Source organism: Kitasatospora sp. Ki12 (assembly GCF_054601375.1).
Genome location: NZ_BAAIHT010000002.1, coordinates 1465138 through 1490408 on the forward strand (window position 1 = coordinate 1465138; position 25271 = coordinate 1490408).

18 protein-coding genes are annotated in these 25271 nt (G+C 73.1%); 6 read left to right on the forward strand and 12 right to left on the reverse strand.

Annotation, left to right across the window (positions count from 1 at the left end; genetic code table 11):
- Positions 1-7 precede the first annotated feature (7 nt).
- The 4 genes from ACYP53_RS24125 to ACYP53_RS24140 all read right to left on the reverse strand — a co-directional run bounded on the left by ACYP53_RS24125 (position 8) and on the right by ACYP53_RS24140 (position 4234).
- Positions 8-520 carry a GNAT family N-acetyltransferase gene (locus tag ACYP53_RS24125; RefSeq protein WP_459648909.1) on the reverse strand — a complete coding sequence of 171 codons (513 nt, stop codon included), beginning with the start codon at positions 518-520 and terminating at the stop codon, positions 8-10.
- Positions 521-596: 76 nt separating this feature from the next.
- Positions 597-2411 (reverse strand): endonuclease/exonuclease/phosphatase family protein, encoded by a 1815-nt coding sequence (locus ACYP53_RS24130; RefSeq protein WP_459649818.1) that lies wholly within the window; start codon positions 2409-2411, stop codon positions 597-599.
- Positions 2412-2688: 277 nt separating this feature from the next.
- Positions 2689-3642, reverse strand: coding sequence for a Gfo/Idh/MocA family protein (locus ACYP53_RS24135; protein ID WP_459648910.1), 954 nt, complete (start codon positions 3640-3642; stop codon positions 2689-2691).
- A gap of 49 nt (positions 3643-3691) precedes the next feature.
- Positions 3692-4234, reverse strand: a complete 543-nt coding sequence (locus ACYP53_RS24140; RefSeq protein ID WP_459648911.1) for a TetR/AcrR family transcriptional regulator — start codon at positions 4232-4234, stop codon at positions 3692-3694.
- Positions 4235-4349: 115 nt separating this feature from the next.
- Between ACYP53_RS24140 and ACYP53_RS24145 the strand changes: the two genes are divergently transcribed.
- Positions 4350-4553, forward strand: a complete 204-nt coding sequence (locus tag ACYP53_RS24145; protein ID WP_189920235.1) for a hypothetical protein — start codon at positions 4350-4352, stop codon at positions 4551-4553.
- A gap of 185 nt (positions 4554-4738) precedes the next feature.
- Here ACYP53_RS24145 and ACYP53_RS24150 read toward each other — a convergent pair whose 3' ends face one another.
- A complete protein-coding gene (locus tag ACYP53_RS24150) occupies positions 4739-5650 on the reverse strand; it encodes a LysR family transcriptional regulator (protein WP_459648912.1) in 912 nt (303 codons plus the stop codon).
- Between the two features lie 240 nt (positions 5651-5890).
- Here ACYP53_RS24150 and ACYP53_RS24155 point away from each other — a divergent pair, with 240 nt between their 5' ends.
- Positions 5891-7276 (forward strand): hypothetical protein, encoded by a 1386-nt coding sequence (locus ACYP53_RS24155; RefSeq protein ID WP_459648913.1) that lies wholly within the window; start codon positions 5891-5893, stop codon positions 7274-7276.
- Between the two features lie 171 nt (positions 7277-7447).
- Entirely contained in the window at positions 7448-9100 is a 1653-nt protein-coding gene (locus ACYP53_RS24160) for a TolB family protein (protein ID WP_459648914.1), read from the forward strand.
- A 301-nt stretch (positions 9101-9401) separates the two neighbouring features.
- Here the strand turns inward: ACYP53_RS24160 and ACYP53_RS24165 are convergent, their stop codons facing one another.
- A complete protein-coding gene (locus ACYP53_RS24165) occupies positions 9402-10595 on the reverse strand; it encodes a glycine C-acetyltransferase (protein WP_189920226.1) in 1194 nt (397 codons plus the stop codon).
- 30 nt (positions 10596-10625) lie between these two features.
- Positions 10626-11654 (reverse strand): L-threonine 3-dehydrogenase, encoded by a 1029-nt coding sequence (gene tdh / locus ACYP53_RS24170; protein WP_459648915.1) that lies wholly within the window; start codon positions 11652-11654, stop codon positions 10626-10628.
- Positions 11655-12178: 524 nt separating this feature from the next.
- On the opposite strand from tdh, the gene ACYP53_RS24175 reads away from it, so the two are divergent.
- A complete protein-coding gene (locus tag ACYP53_RS24175; RefSeq protein WP_459648916.1) occupies positions 12179-13567 on the forward strand; it encodes a serine hydrolase domain-containing protein in 1389 nt (462 codons plus the stop codon).
- Between the two features lie 79 nt (positions 13568-13646).
- Here ACYP53_RS24175 and ACYP53_RS24180 read toward each other — a convergent pair whose 3' ends face one another.
- Positions 13647-14708: an ATP-dependent DNA ligase gene (locus ACYP53_RS24180; protein WP_189920220.1), complete on the reverse strand. Its 1062-nt coding sequence runs from the start codon at positions 14706-14708 to the stop codon at positions 13647-13649.
- A gap of 66 nt (positions 14709-14774) precedes the next feature.
- Here ACYP53_RS24180 and ligD point away from each other — a divergent pair, with 66 nt between their 5' ends.
- Positions 14775-15782: a non-homologous end-joining DNA ligase gene (gene ligD / locus ACYP53_RS24185; RefSeq protein ID WP_459648917.1), complete on the forward strand. Its 1008-nt coding sequence runs from the start codon at positions 14775-14777 to the stop codon at positions 15780-15782.
- A gap of 63 nt (positions 15783-15845) precedes the next feature.
- Positions 15846-16496 carry an N-acetyltransferase family protein gene (locus ACYP53_RS24190; RefSeq protein WP_459648918.1) on the forward strand — a complete coding sequence of 217 codons (651 nt, stop codon included), beginning with the start codon at positions 15846-15848 and terminating at the stop codon, positions 16494-16496.
- A gap of 152 nt (positions 16497-16648) precedes the next feature.
- Here the strand turns inward: ACYP53_RS24190 and ACYP53_RS24195 are convergent, their stop codons facing one another.
- From ACYP53_RS24195 to ACYP53_RS24210, 4 genes are all read right to left on the reverse strand, one after another.
- A complete protein-coding gene (locus ACYP53_RS24195) occupies positions 16649-17119 on the reverse strand; it encodes a hypothetical protein (RefSeq protein ID WP_459648919.1) in 471 nt (156 codons plus the stop codon).
- Positions 17116-21588 carry a polymorphic toxin-type HINT domain-containing protein gene (locus ACYP53_RS24200; protein WP_459648920.1) on the reverse strand — a complete coding sequence of 1491 codons (4473 nt, stop codon included), beginning with the start codon at positions 21586-21588 and terminating at the stop codon, positions 17116-17118. Before ACYP53_RS24200 ends, ACYP53_RS24195 begins: the two co-directional genes overlap by 4 nt.
- A gap of 204 nt (positions 21589-21792) precedes the next feature.
- Entirely contained in the window at positions 21793-23697 is a 1905-nt protein-coding gene (locus ACYP53_RS24205; protein WP_459648921.1) for a trypsin-like serine protease, read from the reverse strand.
- A gap of 330 nt (positions 23698-24027) precedes the next feature.
- Positions 24028-25227, reverse strand: coding sequence for an 8-amino-7-oxononanoate synthase (locus ACYP53_RS24210; RefSeq protein ID WP_459648922.1), 1200 nt, complete (start codon positions 25225-25227; stop codon positions 24028-24030).
- Positions 25228-25271 lie beyond the last annotated feature (44 nt).

Below are 25271 nucleotides of genomic sequence, written 5' to 3' on the forward strand. Positions count from 1 at the left end.
AGGCCGGTCAGTCCCCGAGCGGAAGGGCCATCTCCAGGATCCGCGCCGACGCGTCCAGCACGTACGGCGTCCCGCCGCCGGTGTACGCGAACCCGCGCCGCAGGTAGAAGGCGGCGGCGCGGGGGTTGGCCTCGTGCACGCCGAGGAGCATCCGGCCGGCGCCGCGGTCGCGGGCCCAGGCGAGGGCCGTGTCCAGCATCGCGTCGGCGACGCCGCGTTCGCGGCCGCGGTGGGCGGGGGCCACCCAGACGCCGATCAGGTCGACGGTGTCGGGGTGGTCCTTGTTCGCGGTGGAGATCATCGTGCCGACCCACTCCCCCTCGGGGTCCACCGCGACCAGGCCGACCTTGTCGGGCTCGTTGAGCCAGTTGGTCCGGGCCCGCCAGTTGCCCTCGCCCTGGTGGCTGGCGTACTCGTGGGTCTCGCCGAACGCCATGGGCGTGTCGAGGAGTTGGGCGAGGCGCACCTCGCGCAGGAGCTGCCAGTCCTCGCGGCCGATCCGCTCGATCCGGTACCGCACGTTCGCCGACCCCCCGTGAAAACGCCTCCGCCGCCGGTGGGCACCGGCGACGGAGGCAGCATAGCCGGGGCTCACGCTACGGCTTGATGCGCACCACCTGCGGGTCGTGGTCGCTCGCCTGCTGGGCGAACTCGGAGTTGATGTGCACCACGTCGTACTTGGCGTAGCCGACCTCGGGGCTGACCAGGATGTGGTCCAGCACCTGCGAGTTGCCCTGGTAGACGTAGGAGTACTGCTCGGTCTCCGGCAGCTCGTTCACCAGGTCGCGCAGCACGCCGCCCTTGGTGAGCGCGGCGAGCGCGGGCGAGAACTGGTAGTCGTTGAAGTCGCCGAGGGAGACGACCTTGGCCTCCTTGTCGGCGGCCAGCAGGCCGGCGACGAAGGCCTGCTCGACGGTGGCCTGCTTGACGCGCTGCACCTCGGAGCCGCGGGTCGGGGCCTGGAAGCGGCTGTCGATGCCCTGGTCGCCGCCCTTGCTGTTGAAGTGGTTGGCGATGACGAAGACCTTCTGGCCGCGGAAGACGAACTGGCCGACGAGCGGCTTGCGGCTGTTGGTCCAGGCCTCGTCGTTCGGCGCGATGCGGCCGGGCGAGGCGGTCAGCGCGGTGGCGGCACCGGTGCCGGTCACGCCGACGGCGGTGGTGGCGTCGCCGCCCGCGATGTCGGTGAAGGAGACCCGCTGCGGGTTGAACAGGAAGACCTGGCGGATGTTGCCGCCGGGCTCGCCGCCGTCCTTGCCGTCCTGCGGGTCGATGGAGCGCCAGTCGTAGGCGGGGCCGCCGGCCGCCTTGATCGCGGCGATGAACTTGGCGACGGTCTGGCTGGCGTCCACCGTGCCGTCGCTCTTGGAGCCGTTGTCGTCCTGGATCTCCTCCAGGGCGACGATGTCGGGCGAGCGCAGGTTGGTGACGACGCCCTGGGCCAGCGCGGCGAACTTGGCGTCCGGGTTGTTCGGGGCCAGGTTCTCCACGTTGTAGGTGGCGAGGGTGAGTTCGCGGTCGGCCGGCTGCGCGGTGACCTCGCGCTGCAGGTGGTTGTCCTTGAGGGTGCCCACGGTGCCGGCGACGAGGGTGTAGCCGCCGAAGTTGTTGTAGTCCAGCGGGCCGGTGGTGGCTCCGGTCAGCTCGTCGCCGACGTTGGCGACCGGGAAGGGCTGCTGGGAGACCGCGGCCTGCTGCTGGATCATCAGGCGGCCGACGTTGGGCTCGCGGTAGGACTCGTACAGCACGCCGCCGCGCTTGCTGCGCTGGTCCTGGCGGTCGGCGGCGACCCACAGCTCGTTGTACTTGTCGGTGGCCTGGACCACCCGGACGTCCTTGACCTGGACGAGCATGCCCTCCAGGGACTCGTAGAAGTCCAGGGCGTACTTCTCCGGGTTCAGCGCGACGCCGTCGATCGAGCCGTCCGCGCCGGCCGCCGGGGCGTAGGTGCCGGGGATGTCGCGGGTGTCGACGACCACCGGGGCGGGCAGCGGGTTGCCGGAGGAGACGACGGTGACGCCCGGGGCGGAGATCTCGGTGACGGACTGCGAGCCGCCGGAGTAGCTCGGGTAGTACTCGGTGACCTTGCCGCTCACCAGCACCGAGTCGCCGACCTTGACGGTCGGGTTGCCGCCGGTGAAGACGAAGACGCCCTCGCTGGTGGCCGGGTCGGCGTCCGGGTTCGGGTCCTGGATCCAGAAGCCCTTGGAGCTGCCGTACGCGCGCACGCCGGTGACGATGCCGGGCACCCCGGTGACCGGCTTGCCGGCCTGCGGGGATATCCGGGTGGTGCCCTGGATGTCGTGGATCCGCAGCGGGCCGGCCTCGGTCGGGGCGGGGGTGGCGGCGCCGGCGGCGTTGGCCACCGGGAGCGGGACGAGCACCAGCGAGGCGGTCAGCGCGGCCGGGATCAGGGCGGCGCGCAGCAGGGTTCTGTGCGGGCGGGAGGCGGGGGCGGTGGTCACCGGGGCGGACTCCTAGCTCCGTCGTGCGGCACGGTCGTGGCACGGCGGTCCGGGCGGAGGCGCGCTTCGAGGCGCGCGCTACTCGCGTAGAGGGAGCGGGGGACGGACACCCGCCCCCCGCGGCGCCCCTCAAGATACGCGCGTAGAAAAAGCCCCGACAAGACCTCGTCGGTGAACTGTCGGTTCCCCCCGGGTGACTTGACCCACGGTCAGCCCAGGCTGCTCACAGACCGCTCCCAGCCGACTCCCAGGAAGCGCCGATCCGCTCCACGACCAGCTCGCACAGCTCGTGGGTGCGCAGCGCGTCGTGGGCGTCGAGGGTGCGCCCGGCGCGGACGGCGTCCAGGAAGGAGAGCACGCACTGCTCGATGCCGCGCTGGCGGGCCACCGGCACCCAGTCGCCGCGGCGGCGGACGGTGGGCTGGCCGCGGTGGTCGATCACCTCGGCCAGGTTGCGGACCTCGCGCTTGGAGTCGCCGCCGGAGACCTCCAGGACCTCCTCGGTCGAGCCGGACAGCCGGTTCATGATCCCCAGGGCGGTGAAGCCCCGCCCGCCGAGGGTGAGCACCACGTGCTCGACCAGGCCGTCCTTGGTGCGGGCCCGGACGTCCACGTGCTCGATCTCGCCGGGGGCGAGGAAGCGGAGCAGGTCCACCACGTGGATGAAGTCGTCGTAGACCAGGGTGCGGGCGGCCTCGGGCAGGCCCTCCCGGTTCTTCTGCAGCACGATCAGGTCGCGGGGGCGCTCCTTGGCCTGGACGTAGCCGGGCGCGTGGCGGCGGTTGAAGCCCACCATCAGCGAGCGGCCGGTGCGGTCGGCCAGGTCGACCAGCCGGCGGGCGCCGTCCAGGGTGTAGTCGAGCGGCTTGTCCACGTAGACGTCCACCCCGGCGGTGAGCAGCCGCTCGACGATCGGGACGTGCTGGTCGGTAGCGGCGTGCACGAAGGCGGCCCGGATGCCGCTCGCGATCAGCTCCCCGAGATCGGTGAAGCGGTGCGCGGGCGCGATCCGGTGCGCGTCGCCGATCCGGTCGAGCTTGGCCGCGTCCCGGGTCATCAGCCGCAGGTCGAGCCCGGGCAGCGCGGTGAGCACCGGCAGGTAGGCCTTCTGCGCGATGTCACCGAGGCCGATCACCCCGACCGGGAGGCGGTGGTCGGTGGCAGCGGTCTCGCTCATGGCGTTCTCCTGGGCGTGCGGACGGTCGGCACCGCCCACCCTATGCGCCCTAAGCCGCGAGCAGGGACTCCGCGATGGCGCGGGCCCGCCAGGCGGCGTCCGGGGTGCCCTCGCGCAGGGCGGTGACGATGGCGCCGTCCATCAGGAGGGCGAACTGCCGTGCGCGACAGTCGGGTTCGGGGATGTCCGCGTCCCGCATGAGCTGTTCGACCAGCTCGATGACGCGCCGTTTGTGCAGCGCCGCCATCTCGCGGGCCGGGCTGGCGCGGTCGGCGATCTCGGTCATGGTGTTGATGGCGACGCAGCCGCGGTAGTCCTGCGCCGCGAACCGTTCGGCCAGCGCGTCGAAGACGTTCAGCGGGTGGCCGCCGTGGGCCGCGACCCGTTCGGAGAGCCAGGCCCGCCACCGCTGGTCCCGGCCCTCCAGGACGGCGGTCACCAGCGCCTCCTTGCCGGTGAAGTGCCGGTAGAAGGAGGCGCGGCCCACCCCGGACTCGGACAGGATGCGCTCCACCCCGACCGCGTGGATCCCGTTGGCGTAGAAGAGGGACTCTGCCGTGCTCAGCAGGCGCGCCCGTGCGTTGACTGCCATGGAAGCGATCCTAACCGCCCTTGACGCCAAACGGCACCGATCGGTACCGTTTTCGACGTCAGAACGGAACCGATCGGTACCGTTTAACGGGGACAGTCGTACAGCGGGGGGACGCATGAACGAGGACTGGGCCGAGGCCTCCGTCGAACTGGTCGACGGCTACGTGGTGGTGAACGCCGACGGCGAGCCGGTCTCCTCGGTGCCCCGGGCGCTGGCGGCCTTCCAGGGCGGCTTCGTCAAGCTGCGGCTGCCCGGCACCGAGACGGTGCAGGTGGTCTCCGCCCCCGCCGTCCGCCTGATCACCCTCATCACCGGGTGACCCCGGCGGTCGGATCCCGACCGCCCCCACGGACCAGCGGCTGCACGGCCGCCCGGGCCGGGACGCCACGCCACCTGCACACGGCGCGGCCGCCCGACCCGGGACGCCGGGCAGCCGCAAAACCGTTTCCGCACCCCACCCCGGGGCACCCCGCCCCGCCGTGCCCCGCCCCACTGGGCTCCGCGCTACCCGCCCGCGGCCGCCGCCTCCACCAGGGCGTCCAGGACCGGCCGGATCAACGGGTGCCCGTCGGCCCCGGCCCGGACGGCGGCGAAGACCCGGCGGGTGGCCAGCTCGCTGTCCACCGGACGGACCGCGACCTGCCCGAGGTCCACCCCGCGCAGCGCCGAACGCGGCACCAGGGCCACCCCGGCGCCCGCCGAGGCCAGCGCGACGACGGCCCGGAAGTCGTCCGAGGAGTGCAGCAGCCGCGGCTGGAACCCGGCGTGCTCACAGGCCAGCAGCACCACGTCGTGACAGGGGTTGCCCGGGTAGGGTCCGATCCACGGCTCGTCGGCCAGCGCGGCGACGGCCAGCGGCCCCGCCTCCCCCGCCAGCCGGTGGCCGAGCGGCAGGACCGCCTCGAAGGGCTCGGCGTACAGCGGCACCCTGGTCAGCCGGGCGTCGTCGGCGCGCAGGGCGCCCCGGTACTCGACGGCCACCGCCAGGTCCGCCCGGCCCTCCAGCACCATCGGCAGGCTGGCGTCACCCTCGGCGTCCAGCACCTTCAGCCGCACCCCCGGCGCGCGCTCGGCGAGCAGGCCGATGGCGGGGGCCAGCACCAGCCCGATGCCGGTGGCGAAGGAGGCGACGGTCACCTCGCCGGAGACGCCCGCGCTGTAGGCGGCGAGGTCGGCCTCGGCCCGCTCCAGCTGGGCGAGCACGACGTCGGCGTGGCCGAGCAGGATCTCCCCGGCGGCGGTCAGCCGCACGCCCCGGCCCTCGCGGGCGAGCAGGTGGTGCCCGGTCTCCTGCTCCAGGGCGGCCAGCTGCTGGGAGACCGCGGAAGGGGTCAGGTAGAGGGCGGCCGCCGCGGCGGTCACGGTGCGGTGGTCCGCCACGGCCCGCAGGGTCCGCAGCCGTCGTGCGTCGATCACAAGGCCAATTCTGCCAGCGCGGCGGAGCGGACCGGACGGGCCGGGACGCCCGGCCCACTCCCGGGAGGCCGGGATGTCGGGCGGAGGTGATCGCCGGCGGACGGCGGTACCACCGGTGACGTATTTCCGGCCGGGATCACCGCCCTCCGTTGACCGCCGGGCCGTCCCGGCGGTTGGCTCGTGACCGACCGGGCCGCGGGGGTCGAGCGGGCCCGGCGCCGCATCCGGGGAGGACGATCGATGACCACCGCACACACCCGCCGCAGACTGGCCAGGACCGCCTGCGTCCTCGCCCTCGTCACCGCGGCCGGTGCCACCGTGCCCGCCGCCGAGGCCCGGCCGCCCAAGGGCGACACCGCCCGGGTCAGCGAGGGTTTCAAGGGCGAGCAGCTCGACGGGTACTCGTCCACACTCGGGCTGAGCGCGGACGGCCGCTCGGCACTGTTCCTCTCGGAGGCGTCCAACCTGCTGCCCGGCGCACACAACACGGACGAGGTCTACGTCCGGGACCTGAGGAACGGGCACATCGAGCGGGTCAGCGTGGCCGACGACGGCTCCCCCCTGAACGCCGCCACCACCGACGCCTCGATCAGTGGCAACGGCCGGTACGTGGCGTTCAGCACCCCGGCCACCAACGCGGTGCCCGGCCAGCCCAAGCACAACACCGACATCTTCGTCCGCGACCGCTGGACCGGCCGCACCGAACTGGTCTCCGCCGGCGACGGCAGCTCCGGCGCGGGCGACGACCAGACCATCCGCGACGCCTACAACCCCACCCTCAGCTGGGACGGCCGGTACGTCGCCTACTCCTCCAACCGCACCGACCTCGCCCCCGGCGTGAAGCGCGGCAAGCTCAACGTCTACGTCACCGACCGCTGGACCCGCACCACCCGGCTGGTCACCGTCGGCGCGGACGGCTCGGGCGCCGACAACAACTCCTTCAGTCCGACGATCAGTGCGGACGGCACCACCGTCGGCTTCACCTCCCGGGCCGGCAACCTGCTCCCGTCCGACCCGGCCGGCGACCCCGCCACCACAACCGCCGCCACCGACGCAGAGCTGACCGGGCCGCGCTTCTACCCCTACTACGTCTGGAAGGCCGGCACCGGCAAGATCACCGGCGCCAGCCTGGACCCGGCCGCCGGGGACCTGCGCGGCACCGGCTCCGACGGCCGGATCAGCCCCGACGGCCGCTACGCCGTCTACAGCCTCCCGGTGCACGGCGGCGGGACGCCACCCCGCAACATCCGCATGGACCTGTACGTCCACGAGCTCGCCACCGGCAGGATCACCAAGGTCAACACCGACCTGCCGGGCACCGCCACCAAGCGGTCCTCGTTCGACGGCACCATGACCTTCGACGACCGCTGGGTCTACTTCGCCTCCGACGCCGAGACCCTGGTGCCCGGCGACACCAACGACACGACCGACGTCTTCCGTCGCGACCTGTGGACCGGGCTGATCGAGCGGGTCAGCGTCACCGAGGACGGCGCGCAGAGCACCGCCGGCTCGTACCGGCCGTCCATCGACGCCACCGGCGCCACGGTGGTCTTCGACGCCGAGGACGGCAACCTGGTCCCGGGCGACACCAACACCTTCACGGACGTGTTCCGGCACCGCCTCTGAGCCGCCGGTTCCGTACGGAGAACCGCACGGAATACGTCCGTTGACGTACTTTTCCACCCGAGATCACCCGCCGCCGTTGACCGGCGCGACCTCCCGGCGATTGGCTCTGCTGGAGCCCGTCGCCGGGAGGGAGCCCGGCGGCAGGGGCGATCACAGGGGAGGGCAACGCCCATGTCTCGCACCACCCGCACCACCCGCACCCTCCGCGACCGGTGGCCGGCCGTCGGCGGCAGCGTGCTGGCAGCCGCCGCCGTGCTGGCCGTGACCGCCGCACCCGTCCAGGCCGCGCCGCTGCCGCGCGACACCGTCCGGGTCAGCACCGGGCTGAACGGCGCGCTGCCCGACAACCAGTCCTGGAGCAAGGGCGTCAGCGCCGACGGCCACTACGCGCTGTTCACCTCCTGGGCCACCAACCTGGTGTCCCAGCCCGCGGGAAGCGCCCGCGACGCCTACGTCCGGGACCTGCGCACCGGCCGCACCGAGCGGGTCAACCTGGCCGACGACGGCTCCGCACTGAACGGCTTCACCGACTACGTCGCGATCAACGCCGACGGCCGCTACGTCGCCTTCGAGAGCGATGCCGAGAACGTGGTCCCCGGCCTGCCCGTCCCGGGCCGCACCGAGGTGTACCTCCGCGACCGCAGGACCGGCCGCACCGAACTCGTCAGCGGCGCGCCCGCCGCCACCGACAGCGACAAGTTCCACGCCTCGTACGCGCCCTCGATCAGCGCGAACGGCCGCTACGTGGCCTTCGTGTCCGCCCGGACGGACCTCGTCCCCGGCCTCGCCCCCGGCCCCCAGGGCGACGGCCCCTCGCTCGCCCGGCCCTACACCTGGGACTACAACGTCTACCTGACCGACCGCTGGACCGGGAAGACCCGTCTGGTCTCCCTCGGCGTGGACGGCAAGCCCGGCGACAGCATGTCACTCAACCCGACGATCAGCGCGGACGGCCGCACCATCGGCTTCACGTCCTTCGCGGACAACCTGGTGCCGGCCGAACAGACCCCGGCCCTCACCGCCCCGGCCGCCGAGGCCGCCGCCTCCGCCCGGGCCGCGACGAACCCGGCCGCCACGAACCCGGCCGCGACGAACCCAGCCGCCGCGATCCCGGCCGCCACCGACGTCGAGCAGGCCCCGGGCGCCGACCGGGCCCTGCCCCGCAGCCTCCGGGAGGGCGCCGCCAAGGCGAACCTGTCCCGGCCCACCACCGGCACCTACTACACCTACGACGTGGCGTCCGGCCGCATCGCCGCCGCCAGCCTCGACCTCGACGGCAAGCTCGGCGCCGCCGGCTTCGACGCCACGATCAGCCCGGACGGGCGACGCGCGGTCTACGCCCTGCCCGAGCCCGGCGGCTCCACCAACGGCCACCGGTACCACCTGGTGCTGTACGTCCGGGACCTCAGGAAGGGCACCGTGACCAAGGTCAGCGGCGGCCTGCCCGGCACCACCTCGGTCGGCACCTCCGACCACGGCAGCATCACCGCCGACAACCGCTGGATCTACTTCTCCTCCGCCGCCGACAACCTGGTGGCCGGCCCGCAGCACCCGGGCTGGGACGTCTACCGCCAGGACCTGCGCACCGGCCGCACCGAGCGGGTCGCCACCGCGCCGGACGGCTCGTCCGGCAACGGCTCCTCGATCGACCCGTCCGTGGACGCCCGCGGCCACGCCGTGGTCTTCGGCTCGACCAGCGGCAACCTGGTCGCCGGCACCACCGGCCCGGCGGGCGAGGGCTACCAGGTCTTCGCCAGGACCGACGGGCACCACGGCGACGAGAACGACGACGGCGACGACCAGGGCCAGGACGAGGACCGCTGAGGTCTGAAGCCCGAGTAGCACCCGCGCACCCCGGAACACCACGACGGGGGCGGGACGTCGGCCGGGCCGGCGTCCCGCCCCCGAGGCGGGAGGGTGGGGCAGGTGGTTGGGGGCCGTGCGGCGGGGGGCATCGACGCGCCTCCGCCGCACGGCGGTTCATGAGCCCGCGGGCCGGACCGGTTCCGAGCGGTCCGGCCCGCGGGCGGTTCGTGCGGGCCCCTGCCGGGCCCGACGGGCACACTGCCCGACGGGCGCAGTGCCCGACGGACACACTGCCCGAGGGACGCACTGGCCGCGGGAGTTACTCCCCCAGCGCGGCGCGCGCGTCCACGAAGGCCGCGACGGCGCGCTCGACGTCCTCGGTGGAGTGCGCCGCGGACAGCTGGACCCGGATCCGGGCCTGGCCGTGCGGGACCACCGGGTAGGAGAACCCGATCACGTACACGCCGCGCTCCAGCAGCAGTTCGGCGAGCTTGCCGGCCTCGGCCGCGTCGCCGATCATCACCGGGGCGATCGGGTGGTCGCCGGGCAGGATCTCGAAGCCGGCCTCGGTCATCTTCGTGCGGAACAGCGCGGTGTTGGCCGCCAGCCGCTCGCGCAGCTCGTTGGACTGCTCGACCAGGTCGAGCACCTTGAGCGAGGCGGCCGCGATCACCGGGGCCAGCGAGTTGGAGAACAGGTACGGGCGGGAGCGCTGGCGCAGCAGGGCGACGATCTCCCGGCGGGCGGCGACGTAGCCGCCCGAGGCGCCGCCGAGGGCCTTGCCGAGGGTGCCGGTGATGATGTCCACGCGGTCCATCACGCCGTGCAGCTCGGGGGTGCCGCGGCCGCCGGCGCCGACGAAGCCGACGGCGTGCGAGTCGTCGACCATGACCATGGCGTCGTAGCGGTCGGCCAGGTCGCAGATCTCCCGCAGCGGGGCGACGTAGCCGTCCATCGAGAAGACACCGTCGGTGACGATCAGGCGGCGGCGGGCGTCCTGGGTCTCCTGGAGCTGCTTCTCCAGGTCGGCCATGTCGCGGTTGGCGTAGCGGTGGCGGCGGGCCTTGCTGAGCCGGATGCCGTCGATGATGCTCGCGTGGTTGAGCGCGTCGGAGATGACGGCGTCCTCGGCGCCGAGCACGGTCTCGAAGACGCCGCCGTTGGCGTCGAAGCAGGAGGAGTAGAGGATCGTGTCCTCCTGGCCGAGGAAGGCCGACAGGCGCTCCTCGAGCTCCTTGTGGACGTCCTGGGTGCCGCAGATGAAGCGGACGGAGGCCATCCCGTAGCCCCAGCGGTCCAGGGCGTCCTTGGCCGCGGCGAGCACCTCGGGGTGGTCGGCCAGGCCGAGGTAGTTGTTGGCGCAGAAGTTCAGCACCTCGCCGGGCTTGCCGCCGCCGGTGACGGTGACCGCGGCGCTCTGCGGGGTCCCGATCACCCGCTCGGGCTTGAACAGGCCGGCCTCGCGGATCTCGTCGAGGGTGGTGGCGATGTCGGCGCGCACGTTGTCGAACACAACAGGCTCCTTTTGCGTCGGCGGGGTGGCTCAGGCGGTCCAGTCGAGGATGATCTTGCCGCAGTTGCCCGCGGCGGCGTCGTCGAAGGCGGCCTCGAAGTCGTCGGCGGCGTACCGGCCGGTGATCACCGGGCTGAGGTCCAGGCCGCCCTCCAGCAGCACGGACATCGCGTACCAGGTCTCGAACATCTCGCGGCCGTAGATGCCCTTGATGGTGATCATCGAGGTGACGATCCGCGCCCAGTCGACGGCGAAGTCGTCGGCCGGCAGGCCGAGCATGGCGATCTTGCCGCCGTGCGTCATGTTGGCGATCATCGACTGCATCGCCTCGGGGCGGCCGGACATCTCCAGGCCGACGTCGAAGCCCTCGCGCAGGCCGAGCTTCTGCTGGCCCTCCTCGATGGTGTGCTCGGCCACGTTGAGCGCCAGCGTCACACCGACCTCGCGGGCCAGCTCCAGGCGGTACGGGGAGACGTCGGTGATCATCACGTTGCGGGCGCCGGCGTGCTTGGCGACGGCGGCGGCCATGATGCCGATCGGGCCGGCGCCGGTGACCAGCACGTCCTCGCCGACCAGCGGGAAGGACAGCGCGGTGTGCACGGCGTTGCCGAAGGGGTCGAAGATCGCGGCCACGTCCAGGTCGACCGGCACCCGGTGCACCCAGACGTTGGAGGCGGGCAGGGCCACGTACTCGGCGAAGGCTCCGTCGCGGTTGACGCCCAGGCCGATCGTGTTGCGGCAGAGGTGGCGGCGGCCGGCCAGGCAGTTGCGGCACTTGCCGCAGACCAGGTGGCCCTCGCCGCTGACCAGGTCGCCGATCGCGATGTCCGCGACACCGGCGCCGAGCTCGGCGACCTCGCCGACGAACTCGTGGCCGATCGTCATCGGGGTCTTGATGGTCTGCTGCGCCCAGCCGTCCCACTTGCGGATGTGCAGGTCGGTGCCGCAGATGCCGGTGCGCAGCACCTTGATCAGCACCTCGCCCGGGCCGATCTCGGGCTTCGGGACGTCGATCATCCAGAGGCCGGGCTCGGCCTTCTGCTTGACGAGTGCCTTCACGGGCGACGGCTCCTGACGTGCGGGTGGGACGGCCTTCGAGGGTCGGGCAGGCCGAGGCGGCCCGGTCTGGCCGCTCCTGGCGGGCGCACTCCGGGCAGGCAGAAATCTGCCTGGTGAGGGCGGGTGCGGTCCATCGAGGAATTCTTAAGGGCGGTCACAGCTGGGCTAAACGATCGTGCCCGAGCGGCGCCCGGCGGCGGGTGCGGCGTGCCGGTGCTCACTCGTTCGGCCGAGCGCGGGGCCGCCACCGTCACACCAACCGGCGCCCGGACGGGGGCACTTGACAGCGGATGCGGGCCGTGGACGGCGGACGGGCCCCCGACGAGACGAGGGCCCCCGACGACGGGCGTCGCCAGCCGGGACCGGCCACTCGGGTGGGCTTGCATCCGTTCGGGCCAGCCCGGCGGCGGCCGACGCGCAGGCGTTCGAGGCCGGTGCTTACGGTGACGACGCTCCCCCCGCGGCCCCGTGGAGCAGCACTCCCGGGCCCATCGCCGCTACGCCGCAGAGAGGCGTCCCACTTCATGACCGACACCCGAAGGCCCCGCCCGGCCGCACCCCGCTCCGCCCGGCCGGCCGCAGCGGCCGCCCTCGCCCTGGCCGGCCTGCTGGCCACCTCCGCCTGCTCCGGCGATTCGACCGCCCGGCAGGCCGCCGACCCTGCGGTCACCGCCGTACCGGCCGCGCTCAGCCCGTCCGCGAGCCCCGGCGGCTCGGGCAGCTCGGGCAGCGCCTACTCGAACGCGGTGGTGTCCCTGACCCCCGCCGTCACCGCCAAGCTGGATACCGCGATCCAGCGGGTGCTGAGCCAGAACGGCGTCCCCGGCATCTCGGTCGGGATCATCACCCCGAGCGGCACCTACCAGAAGTCCTTCGGCGTCGCCGACAGGACCACCAACGCGCCGATGGACCCCGGGATGTACTCCCGCATCGGCAGCGAGAGCAAGACCTACACCGCGACCGCCGTGCTGCGCCTGGTGGACCAGGGCAAGGTCAAGCTGGACGACCCGATCTCCACGTACGTGGACGGCGTCCCCGGCGGCGACGGGATCACCGTCCGCCAGCTCGGCGAGATGCGCAGCGGCCTGTTCCCGTACAGCTCCGACCAGGACTTCGCGAACACGCTGATCGGCGACCCGAACCACGTGTTCACCCCGGACCAGCTGCTCGCGTACGGCTACAAGCACCCCGCCGTGTTCCCGCCCGGCACCAAGTACCAGTACAACAACAGCAACTACATCCTGCTGGGCAAGCTGATCGAGAAGGTCGGCGGGCAGTCGGCCGGCGACGTCCTCAAGGACCAGGTGTTCACCCCCGCCTCCCTGGGCAAGACCAGCTTCGCCACCGACTCCTCCCTCCCCGACCCGCACCCCCACGGCTACACCAACCAGACGCCCACCGGGTCGGTCGAGGACGCCACCAACTGGAACCCGTCCTGGGCGTGGACCGCCGGGGCCGTCGTCACCACCCTCGCCGACCTGGAGAGCTGGGCGAAGACCATGGCCACCGGCGCCATCATCAGCCCGGCCACCCAGGCCGAGCGGATGAAGCTCCTGCCGACCCCCGACCCGGGCGTCACCTACGGCTTCGGGGTGTTCAACAACAGCGGCTGGATCGGCCACAACGGCTCGATGCCGGGCTACGAGAGCGTGGCGGTGTACATGCCGGACGCCCAGGCCACCATGGTGCTGCTGCTCAACACCGACGTGATCTCCCAGGGCGAGGAGCCGTCCACGCTGTTCGCCAACGAGATCACCAAGATCATCTCGCCGAACAACGTCTACGCGCTCCCGGCGGAGAGCACCACCGCCTCGCCCTCGGCCCCGGCGTCCGGCTCCCCCTCGGCCGGCGCCTCCAGGAGCGGCGCGTCGTCGGTCCCGGCGAGCAACAACCCCAGCACCGTGAAGACGTGATCGCACGGACGCGGCAGCCAGGCCCGACCCGGTCGCACCGGGTCGGGCCTCGCGCATGCCGTCAGCCCCCGCCAGCCCGTCAGATCCCCAGCACCTTGCCGAGGTCGTACGAGACCGGCTCCTCCAGCTGCTCGTAGGTGCAGCTCTCCGGCGCGCGGTCCGGCCGCCAGCGGCGGAACTGCGCGGTGTGCCGGAACCGGGTGCCCTCCATGTGGTCGTACGCCACCTCGACCACCCGCTCGGGGCGCAGCGCGATCCAGGAGAGGTCCTTGCCGCCGGTCCAGCGGCTCACCGCGCCGGGCAGCCGGCCCTCGGCGTGCGCGGCCTCGTCCGCCCATCCTCCCCAGGGGTGCCGGGCGAGGTCGTCCATCCGCAACGGGGCCAGTTCCTCGGCGAGTTCGCGGCGGCGGGCCATCGAGAAGGCGGCGCAGACGCCGACGTGCTGGAGCCTGCCGTCGGCGTCGTTGATGCCCAGCAGGAGGGAGCCGACCACCGGGCCGCTCTTGTGCTCGCGGTAGCCGGCCACCACGCAGTCGGCGGTGCGCTCGTGCTTGATCTTGAACATGGTCCGCTCCCCCGGCCGGTACGGCCGGTCCAGCGGCTTGGCGACCACCCCGTCCAGCCCGGCGCCCTCGAACTCGGCGAACCAGGTCCGCGCGAGGTCCCGGTCGGTGGCGGCCGGGGCGGTGAACACCGGGTCCGCGGCGCCGGCGAGCGCCGCCTCCAGGGCCGGACGGCGCACCGACAGCGGCTCGTCCAGCAGGGAGTCGTCACCGAGGGCGAGCAGGTCGAAGGCGACGAAGGACGCCGGGGTCCGCTCGGCCAGCAGCGCCACCCGGCTCTTCGCCGGGTGGATCCGCTCCAGCAGCTCCTCGAAGCGCAGCCGCCCGTCCCGGGCGATCACCACCTCGCCGTCCAGCACGCAGCGCGGCGGTAACTCCCGCCGGAACGCCTCCACCAGTTCGGGGAAGTACCTGGTCAGCGGCTTGCCGGTGCGGCTGCCCAGCTCCACCTCGTCCCCGTCGCGGAACACGATGGTGCGGAAGCCGTCCCACTTGGCCTCGTACTGCATCCCGGGCGGGATCTCGGCCACCGACTTGGCGAGCATCGGCGCCACCGGTGGCATCACGGGCAGGTCCATGCGTCCGATCCTCGCCCCGATGCTCCCGGGGCGCGCGCCGGGCGTCCGGCGCTTAGCGTGAAAAACATGGGCTCAGCCGTGGAACTGGAAGTCGCCGGGCGCACCGTCCGGCTGTCGAACCCGGACAAGGTGTACTACCCCGAGCGCGGCTTCACCAAGCTGGACGTCGCCCAGTACTACCTGGCCGTCGCCGACGGGGTGCTGCGCGGCCTGCGCGACCGCCCCACCACCCTGCAGCGCTTCCCCGACGGCGTGGACGGCGAGTTCTTCTACCAGAAACGCGCCCCCAAGGGCCTGCCCGACTGGCTGCCCACCGCCCGGATCGCCTTCCCCAGCGGCCGCTCCGCCGACGAGATCTGCCCCACCGAGCCGGCCGCCGTGCTCTGGGCCGCCAACCTGGGCTGCCTCACCTTCCACCCCTGGCCGGTGCGCCGCTCCGACACCGACCACATCGACGAGCTGCGGATCGACCTCGACCCGCAGCCCGGCACCGACTTCCACGACGCCGTCCGCGCCGCCCACGAACTGCGCGCCCTGCTGGAGGAGTACGGGCTGCGCGGCTGGCCCAAGTCCTCCGGCGGGCGCGGCCTGCACGTGTACGTGCCGCTGGTGCCCGAGTGGACCTTCACCGACGGCCGGCACGCGGTGATCGCCCTCGGCCGGGTGCTGGAACAGCGGATGCCCGGCCAGGTCACCACCGCCTGGTGGAAGGAGGAGCGCGGCGAACGGATCTTCGTCGACTACAACCAGATGGCCCGCGACCGCACCATCGCCTCCGCCTACTCCCTGCGCGCCCGCCCCCGCGCCACCGCCTCCGCCCCCCTGCGCTGGGACGAACTCGACGACGCCTCCCCCGAGGACTTCGACCTGCGCACCCTCCCCGCCCGCTTCGCCGAACTCGGCGACCTCAACGCCGGGATGGACGACCAGGCCTTCCGCCTGGAGGCCCTGCTGGAGCTCTACGACAAGCAGCTCCACGACGAGGGCCTCGGCGAACTCCCCTACCCGCCCGACCACCCCAAGGCCGCCGGCGAACCCACCAGGGTGCAGCCCAGCCGGGCCCGGAAGAAGTGAAACGGCTGGCCCGCCGCGACCGCCGGTGATCAACTGGGGGAGACCTACCGGGAGGGGACTGTGATGGGCGTGCGGGAGCTGGCGGAGATCCTGGCGGACGCGGCGGACGGAGCGTTCCCGCCGGCCGACGGGTCGATCACCGTGGTGGCGCAGCCGTCCGCCCGGGAGGCCGGGGTGGTGGCCTTCGCCGCGCACGCGGTCGTCTTCACCGACGAGGACCCGGCCTGGGTGCGCGAGACCCTAGCCGCCGATCCGGGGGACCCGCTGTCCGCGCCGCTCTGCCCGCCCTTCCTGACCGCCTTCGCCGCGCGCACCGGACGAACCGTCAACAACATCGACCTGCTGTCGGTCGCCGACCGGCTGCCGGGTGAGCCGCCGCTGGCACTGGCGGAGGTACGGGACCGCGAGCACCCCCGGGTGGTCCGGGCGCTGCGCTACCGCGAGGACGTCCGGGTGTTCACCGCCGACGGCGGCGTGCTGGTCCTCGGCCGGGGCGTGGCCGGCCGCTGGGAGTGCGCCGTCGAGGTCGACCCGCACGCCCAGGGCCGCGGCCTCGGACGCGCCCTGGCCACCGCCGCCCGCCACCTGCTCCCCGCGGGCACGGCCGTCTGGGCCCAGCAGGCCCCCGGCAACGCCCCCAGCGTCCGCGCCTTCCAGGCCGCCGGCTACCGCCCGGTCGGCGCGGAGGCCCTGCTGGTCCCGGGCCGGCCGTAGGGCGGGTGTCGGCCACCCGTACGGCGGCGCCCACGCGAAAGGGCCTCGCCGGTCAGCCCGGCGAGGCCCTTCCTTTCATGCCGTCCTACTAATCCCGGACCTCCGCGGGTTCCCACCGCCGCGATGGCGGCCGGGGCCCGAGGGCACTGTCCTTACGTGAGGCCCGCCTGGTCGAGGAACTCCGCGATGCCCCGCAGGGGGGCGGTAAGGTCCTGCCGGTCGAATCCGGCCGCTTCCAGATGAGTGAGGATCTTCACATTCCGGACGGAACCGACCTCCCTCACGTATGCCGCCAGACATGAATCCAGAGCGTCGAGCACGTACCGTTCGACATCCGGATCGGCCGGATGGCGCGACGCCGCAGCCAGGGGCAGCGGAGGTGTCGTAAGGATCACTCCGGGCGCCCCGTCGGCCCGCATGTTCAGCAGGACCTGCGCGACCCCGACCTGCGGACTGCCCCCGTAGCGGTCGTGCCCGAGCGCGGAACTCAGGATGGCGGCGTCGCAGTCCCATCCCGTCTCGGCGACCGAGCCGCGCCTGAAGTCCAGCCCGGTCCTGTTCCCCAGGAAGTCCCGGCACGAATCGACGAGCCGTTCGGTGGAGGCGGCGATGACGAATCTCATCCGCACCCCACACCCGTGCTCATACCGGTCATGATGGCGGGCCTTCCGAGGAGCTTGAGCTCCTCATTGTTGAGGGCCACACCACCGTCGACAACGTCGGCGGTGTAGGCCATGCGGGTACCCTCCGGCAGATCGGCGAACGTGACCTTGGTCCGGATCATGGTGTAGGGCCCCTCGGCAGGAAAGGCGGCATACGCACGCCGAGCGTACTCGGAGGCTCCGTACTCCGTGAACGAGAAGTACTTGACTCCCTGCGGGCTGTTCCACGTCCGGTTCGCGGCGATGTCTGCAAGCTCGGGAGCGGTGACCACTCGCCAGAGGTAGATCTCGCCCGGCCCCGCCTCGCCACCGTTGTGAACCAGCACCGGTGTCTTGCCGGCCAGCACGTAGTACGTGTGGACGAGAGTGACGGTGAGGTTGTAGGTGGGCTGCACCGCCGTCCAGTGCCGGGTGCCGGTGACCCGGGCGGCCCGGCCGTCGGCGGTGCGGACGTCGTCACCGGCGGCCAGGTCCCCAGCATCGCGCCAAAGGTGAGTGCTCTCCACCCAGAACCGGTGGTGGCTGGTGGACGTGATAGCCGAAGTAGCGCCGTCCGGCGAAACGATCGTGAGCTCGGTGAAGTCGCGGTCGTCGGGGGTGTAGATGGTGTTCTCGACGCGCTGCGCCGTGGTCGCTCCGGTGTTGGGGTCGGTGGCCAGGACCGCGTCACCGACCCGCACCTGCTCGATGGGGCGGCCGGTGCCGTCGGCCATGAGCACGGGGGTGCCCGCAGGGAAGCTGTTGGGCGTCGGACACGCCTTGCGGAGGCCGTCCGCCGCCTTGGCCTCGTTCTCCATCTGCCGGACCAAGGCGCGGTCGATGTTCGGGTCTTGCCGCAACGCCGTGAGCGCGGCGTCGGTGCCGACGCCGTCCTTGAGGGTCAGGCGGAACTTGGCGACGGCGTCGGCGGTGGAGGTCAGCTTGGCGAGGGCGGCCTGGCTGTAGCCGTCGAGGGCCGCCTGAACGGCCAACTTGGCCTCGTCGAGACCGACGCCCGAGACGAGGGCGAAGCGGAACGCGACGATGGACTTGGCGCCTGCCGCGAGTTTCTCGTAGGGGATGAGGGTGGCCCCGGCCCAGGCGCAGGGTCCGTTGAGGCCGAAGTTGTGGTAGCACTTGACGAAGTCGTCCGTGAACGCGTGCCACAGGATCTGGCCGCGGACGGCTTCCGGCGAGTAGTGCAGCTTGTAGTCGGCGTAGGTTAGCTGGACAGTCTGGTCACGCTGGTCGTTGACCTGGGTGCTGCCGACGACGACGGTGTTCCAGATGGTGTACTTGCCGGCGCAGGCGATGATCGACAGGCCCGGCTCCGGGCAGGTCCTCATCACATAGTTGACCGTGCCGGTGACCTTGACGGTGACCGTGAGGTCGCAGACGTCCTGGCCCTTGCCGTTGTCGTGCCAGACCTTGGGGTCGATGTTCCTCAGGAGCGTGTCGCCACGGCCCAGGTAGAAGTCACCGGCGGTGCAGTGCCCCATGTTGTTCTTGAGCGGGTCCGCCTTCATGTCGTCCTGGGGGACGGCCTCGATGTAGGAGACCCGGCCGCTGGAGTCGACCGTGGCGGTCTGGTCCTGCAGCGCGCCGTCGATGGTGTCGGTGCACTGCTTCGTGAAGTAGGCGTCCCGGGCTTCGGCGGCGGCCTTGGCGGCGTCGGCGGCGCTCTGTTTGGCCGTGGCGGCGGAGGCCTGGGCCTGGTCGGACGCGGTCTTCGCGGCGGACGCGTACTGCTGCGCCTGGGCCGCGTAGCTGGTGGCCGCCACTGCCGAGAAACTGGCGCTGCGGGCCGCCGCGTCGGCGGTGGCCGCCGAGGCCTGGGCCTGCTTGGCGGACTGCGCGGCCTGTGCCGCGGACGCCTGGGCGGCTTGGGCGGACTGCGCGGCCTGCGCGGCGTAGCCCTGGGCCTGCTGGGCGGACTGGCTGGCCTGGTTGGCGTAGCCGGCGGCCTCGTTGGCGGCGCCGCGGGCGGTGGCGTAGAACTGGGCGGCCTGCGCCGCGTACTGGCGGGCCTGGGCGACGGAGCCGTCGATGGTGGCGAGGTAGGAGGCGATGGTGGCCACGTGGGCGGCGGTCATGGCGTCGCGCTGCTGGGCCTTCGGCAGGCCGGTCTGCAGGAACGGGACGAGGCGGTCGGCGGGGCCGGACAGCACGGCTTGGGCCGCGGCCTTGGCCTCAGGGCCGCCGTTGGCGAGGGTCTGGCTGACGAGGACGCGGTTGTCGTCGTCGCGGGCCTTGAACTGGCCGGTGGCCAGGAAGGCGCGGACGTCGTCGATGGTGCCGTCGAGCGCCTTGCCGGCGGCCTCCTTCACGCCCGGGCCGCCGGTGGCCATGATCTGGGAGAGGGCGACCCGGTCGTCGTCGTCCTTGCCCGGGTACTGGCCGGTGGCGAGGAACGCCCGCACCTGGTCGGCGCTCCCGACCGCCGCGGTCTCGGCGGCGAGGCGCTTCTCCGTCTTGCCCGGTGCCTGGGAGATCGCCATGACGCTGGTGCGGTCGTCGTAGTCGCGGGCGGTCGTCAGGCCGGTGGCCAGGAACGTCCGGACGGCGGTGTCGTCGCCCTCCAGCGCGCTCTGCGCGGCGGCCTTGGTCCACGGGCCGGCGGTGTCCAGCAGCCGGAACGCGGCCTGGCGGCCCTTGAGGACGGCGGCCTTCGGGTCGGCACCGGACGCGGTCGCGTCCTTGAGCAGCTGGTCGGTGTCGGCGGCGAACTGGGTGACCTTGCCGGATTCCCACGCGGCGGTCTTCGCCTTCAGGGCCGCGGTCCGCGAGGCCTCGTCGGCGGCGGCCATCTCGTCGGCCTGCTGAGCGGCGAGGCGCTCGGTGTCGGAGGCGCGGGCGACGTCGGCGACCTTGTGGGCCTGAGCGGCGGAGTTCGCCGCCGAGTTGGCGTCCGCATCGGCCGCGGCGGCAGCGGCCTGGGCGATGTTGGCCGCGTTCGAGGCGTCACCGGCGTGCTTGGCCGCTTCCTCGGCCGCCGTTGCCGCTGCTTCGGCGTGGGCCGCGGCGTCGTTGGCGGCGCGTTGGGCCTCACCGGCCGCGGCGGCGGCCTGGTTCGCGATCGCGACGGTGGCGTTCGCGGCGCGGGTGGCCTCCGCGGCGGCGCTCCTGGCACGGGCGGCGGCGTTGCGAGCGCGGGCGGCGTCCTCAGCGGACACACCGGAGTACTCGGCCGCTTCCGCCGCGGCCTGCGCGGCGGCAGCCGCGTTGGTGCCCGAGGATGCGGCGGCCTGCGCAGCGGCTCCCGCCTGCGCTGCCGCGAAGCCTGCCCACTGGCTGGCCTCGCCCGCGGTGCGGGCCTCGACGGCGGCGTTGCGGGCGGTGACCGCGGCCACGCGTGCCGTGTCCGCCTGCCCGGCGTCACCGGCGGCGCCCGCGGCGGCAGCCAGCGCCCTGGCGGCGGCGTTGCCGGCCTTGGTGGCGGCCGAGGCCGCGTTCGCCGCGGCGTTGGCGGCCTGACGGGACGCCTCGTTGGCGGCCTTGGCGGCCGAGGAGGCGGTCTGGGCGGCGGTCGCGGCCCGGGTGGCGGCATCCGCGGCACGGTTGGCCGCGTTCGACGCCTGTCCGGCGGAGCCCTGCGCGGCCTTCGTCTCGGCGGCTGCCCGCTCGGACGCTTCCTTGGCGAGGCGGGTGGCGTCGAGTGCCTTGCCTGCGGCGTCCTTGGCGGTCCGGGACTGCTGGCCGGCCTGGTCGGAGGCGTTCTTCGTCAGGTCCGCCAGCTGGCCGACCGTCAGCGTCTCCTGGTCGTGGGCGGCCGCGGTCTGGTAGCCGTACTGGAGGAACAGCTGGACGTCCTCCATCGAGCCGTCCAGGGCGGCGCCGGCGGTCTTCTTCACCTCCGGCCCGCCGGAAGCCATCAGCTGGGAGAGGTGAACGCGGTCGTCGTCGTCCTTGGCCTTGAACTGGCCCTCGTTGAGGAACTGGTTGACGTCGGTCATGGTGCCGTCGAGCGCCTTGCCGGCGGCGGCCTTCACGCCGGGTCCGCCGGCGGCCATGATCTGCGACAGCCGCACCCGCTGGTCGTCGTCGAAGGCCTTCTGGGCGCCCTTGTCGAGGAAGGCCTTCACATCGGCCGTTGAACCCTTCAATGCGGCCGTACCGGCCTCGCGCACCCCGGGGCCGGAGTTCGCGATCAGGTCCTCGATCCTGGCGCGCAGGTCCTGGTCGGCCGCAGTCGCCTGACCTGTTGCCAGGAACGCCTTGAGGTCATCGGCCGAGCCGGTGAGCGCGGTCTCGACTGCGTGCCGCACGGCCGGGCCGCCGGACTGCCAGGCCGCGACGGCCGCGACCCGGTCAGGGTTCGCCGCGGTCGCGGTCGGCGGTGCGTCGGCCGCCACCGCCGGTGCTGTCAGCAGCCCGGTCAGCAGGCCGCCGGCCAGGAACCCGGCCGCGAGACGCGACCGTGCCCTGGCTCGTGATGTCAGTGACATCTCCATCGAATTCCATCCTGGATCGGGCACCGAAGTGCCGTGCGGGCCACCGGTGTCCGCAATCCACACCGGGGCTCGTGGTCATCGCTCGTACGCACGGTGGGCAGGAGAGCGCGCACCGCAGAACTGCCGCCCCGCGGAGCGCGCGGGACGGCAGGGGATCTCTTCACTCACGGCCCGGACGCCGGGTGCCGGTGCCCGGGCCGTGGGTCAGCCGGCCGGGGTGGCGGTGATGTTCTGGATGGCGCTGCTGGTGACGGCGTAGAAGGTGGTCCAGCTGCCGTCGGCCTTCTTGTCGGCGGTCCAGATCTGCTGGTCGCTGCCGATGGCGAACAGGCGGATGGTGTCGCCGATGGTGGTGGCGGCGACCTGCTTGACGCCGCTGGCGTTGGGGACCGGGTCGAAGGTGGTCCAGGGGCCGTTGTCGGTGCTGTCGGTGGTCCAGATGTGGTTGTCGGCGCCGACGGCGAACAGGCGCACGGTGGTGCCGACGGTGGTGGCGGTGATGTTCTGGATGGCGCTGCTGGGGATGGCGGCGAAGGTGGTCCAGGTACCGGCGGTGTAGTCGCCGGTGGTGGTCCAGATCTGCTGGTCGCCGCCGATGGCGAACAGGCGCACGGTGTTGCCGACGGTGGTGGCGGTCACCTGCTGGATGCCGCTGCTGGGCAGGGCTTCGAAGGCGGTCCAGGTACCGGCGGTGTAGTCGCCGGTGGCGGTCCAGATGCGCTGGTCGCCGCCGATGGCGAACAGCCGGACCTTGTCGCCCATGGCGACGGCGCTCACCTGCTGGATGCCGCTGTTCCCGGGCACCGCGTCGAAGGCGCTCCAGGCGCCGGTGGTGCCGTCCTTGGTGGCGGTCCAGATGCGCTGGTCGCCGCCGATGGCGAACAGCCGGACCTTGTCGCCCATGGTGACGGCGCTGACCTGGCGGATGCCGCTGTTGTTCGGCACGGCCTCGAAGGTGCCCCACACGTTGGTGGTGTAGGAGCCCTCGTTGGTCCAGATCTGGGTGTCACCGCCGACCGCGAACAGCCGGCTCCCCGGACGCGACGCCTTCACCTGCCGCACCCACTCGGCGAGGCCGTCGACGCGGCTGCTGGTGGCGCCGGTACGGGTCTCGGTGGCCGGGGTGCCCAGGCAGGTGCCCTGCCAGGAACGGGAGGCGACAGCGGCGACCTCGGTCTTGCCGCCGGCGTCGCGCAGCAGCGGGGCCCCGGCGTCACCGGCGCAGACCGGCGCCTGGCCGGCGGCCGGCGCGGTGTCGACGGTGGTGGCCGCGACGGTGGTGGCGGTGTGGGTGCTCGCGTGGGGCTTCAGCGGCGCCCACTCGGTGGCGGTGCGCCCGAAGCCGGCCACCCGCAGGTTCTCCCCGCTCGTGGGGGCGGCGGCGGCCAGGGCGGCGGGGGTCACGCCGTCGATGGGGGTGGTCAGACGGGCCATCACCACGTCACGGTCGGACCGGGTGACGAGTTCTGCCACGTCGGCGGTGTGGCCGCTGACGGTGGCGGTGGTCCCGACCGCCGGGACACCCGAGGCCCCGCCGAAGCAGCCGGCCGCCGTCAGGAGCCAGTAACGGTCCACCAGGGTCGCGGTGCAGGAACGCGCTTCGCTGTGGCCCGGCTGACCGGCCGTCACCGTGCCGACCGCCGGGAAGTCGGTGTTGGCCGGGGCGGCCGGCCCGCCGGTGGCGGTGAGCTCCAGCAGCGTCGTGGCGCCGCCCGAGGTGCCGCCCTCACCGATCGGGGTCCAGACGTTCTTGGCGACGTCGACGGTCGAGGTGGTGCCGTCGGTGCTGACCGTGGCCTTGATGGCGTGGTCGTCACCCTTGATGTTGTAGATCTTCGGGATCTCCAGGGCCAGGTACCCGGTCGGCCCGGTGATCTTGAAGCAGACCTCGCTCGGGTTCGCCGCCCGGCTGAACAGCTGCACCTGCCCGGGCCCCGCGGCACAGTCCACGAGCACGATGTGCCCGTCACCCGACTTCAGCGTGATGTTCCGCTCCGCCAGCACCTTCGCCGCGTCCGGGTAGGCGAACCCCTCCACCGCCGCCGGAGCGGCAGCCTCTGCGGCCGTCGCCGCCACCGGCATCGAACCGGCCACCACCGGTATCGCCACAGCCACACTGAGTGACAGGGCGAGTCTACGAACCGTACGCACAAGAACTCCAGAAAAAGAGATGCGCCCGGGAGAGACCAGCGCCCCCCAGGCCGGCAAGAAAATCAAACGGACGCTATCGTTCTGCAAACTCGCACGTCAAAGCCTGCGGCACCTCTGACCTGGACTCCTGACCAGCGGTCAAGCACCGCATGGGGGCGCTGCGGCCGGACGGCTCCCGCCGCCGGATCGCCCAATCCGGGACATTCCCGCCGAAAAATGTGAACGGGGGTGGCAGACCCGGTCCGGGCACCCACCGCGGACCAGGCTGCCGGAGACCTCCCGCCGTGCTCAGGCCGTACGGGCGCCCGCCGGGGCGAGGTCGGCGATGATCCGTACCGCGTCGGCGATCTGTCCGTCGGTCAGGTCGGCGCGGGCGGTCAGGCGGAGGCGGGAGATGCCGTCGGGGACGGACGGGGGGCGGAAGCAGCCGACGGCGAGGCCGGCGCGGCGGCAGTCGGCGGCCCAGGTGAGGGCGGCTTCGGGGCCGGGGGCGCGGACGGAGACGACGGCGGCGTCGGGTTCGCAGGTGTGCAGGCCGGCGGCGGTGAGCCGGCGGGCGAGGGTGCGGGCGACCTCGCGGGCGCGTTCGGCGCGGGCGGGTTCGGCGCGCAGCAGGCGCAGGGCGGCGAGGGCGGCGCCGGCGGCGGCGGGGGCGAGGCCGGTGTCGAAGATGAAGGTGCGGGCGGTCTCGGTGAGGTGGCGGATCACCCGGGCCGGGCCGAGGACGGCGCCGCCCTGGGAGCCGAGGGACTTGGAGAGGGTCACGGTGGCGACGGTGTCGGGCCGGCCGGCGAGCCCGGCGGCGGTGAGGGCACCGGTGCCGCCGGCGCCGAGGACGCCGAGTCCGTGGGCGTCGTCGACCAGCAGGGCGGCGCCGTGGGCGCCGGCCGCTTCGGCGAGGGCGGCGAGCGGGGCGGCGTCGCCGTCGACGGAGAACACCGAGTCGGTGACGACGAGGGCGCGGCGCTGGGTCCGGGCGGCGAGGGCCTGGGCGACGGCCGCCGGGTCGCTGTGCGGGGCGCGGTGGACGTCGGCGCGGGAGAGTCGGCAGCCGTCGATCAGCGAGGCGTGGTTGTAGGCGTCGGACACGATGAGGGTGTCGGGGTCGGTGAGCGCGGTGAGCGCGGCCAGGTTGGCGGTGTACCCGGAGGAGAACACCAGGGCCGCTTCGGCGCCGTGGAACTCGGCGAGTTCCTGTTCCAGTTCGGTGTGCAGCGCGGTCGTCCCGGTGACCAGGCGCGAGCCGGTGGCCCCGCCGCCCCAGCGCAGGGCCGCGTCGGCGGCGGCCCGGGTCACGACCGGGTGCCGGGTGAGCCCCAGGTAGTCGTTGCCGGCGAGGTCGAGGACGGGGTCGTCGGCGGCCCGGCTGCGCAGGGTCCGGGTGAGTCCGGCGTCGGCGCGCAGGGCGGCGGCCTCGTCGAGCCAGTCGAAGACGGTCCCGGGGGCGAGGACGGAGGGGCGCGGCTCGTACGCGAGGGGCTGGCTCATGCCCGGCACTCTGGCACGCCGCCCGAAGCGGGATCAATGTGCGG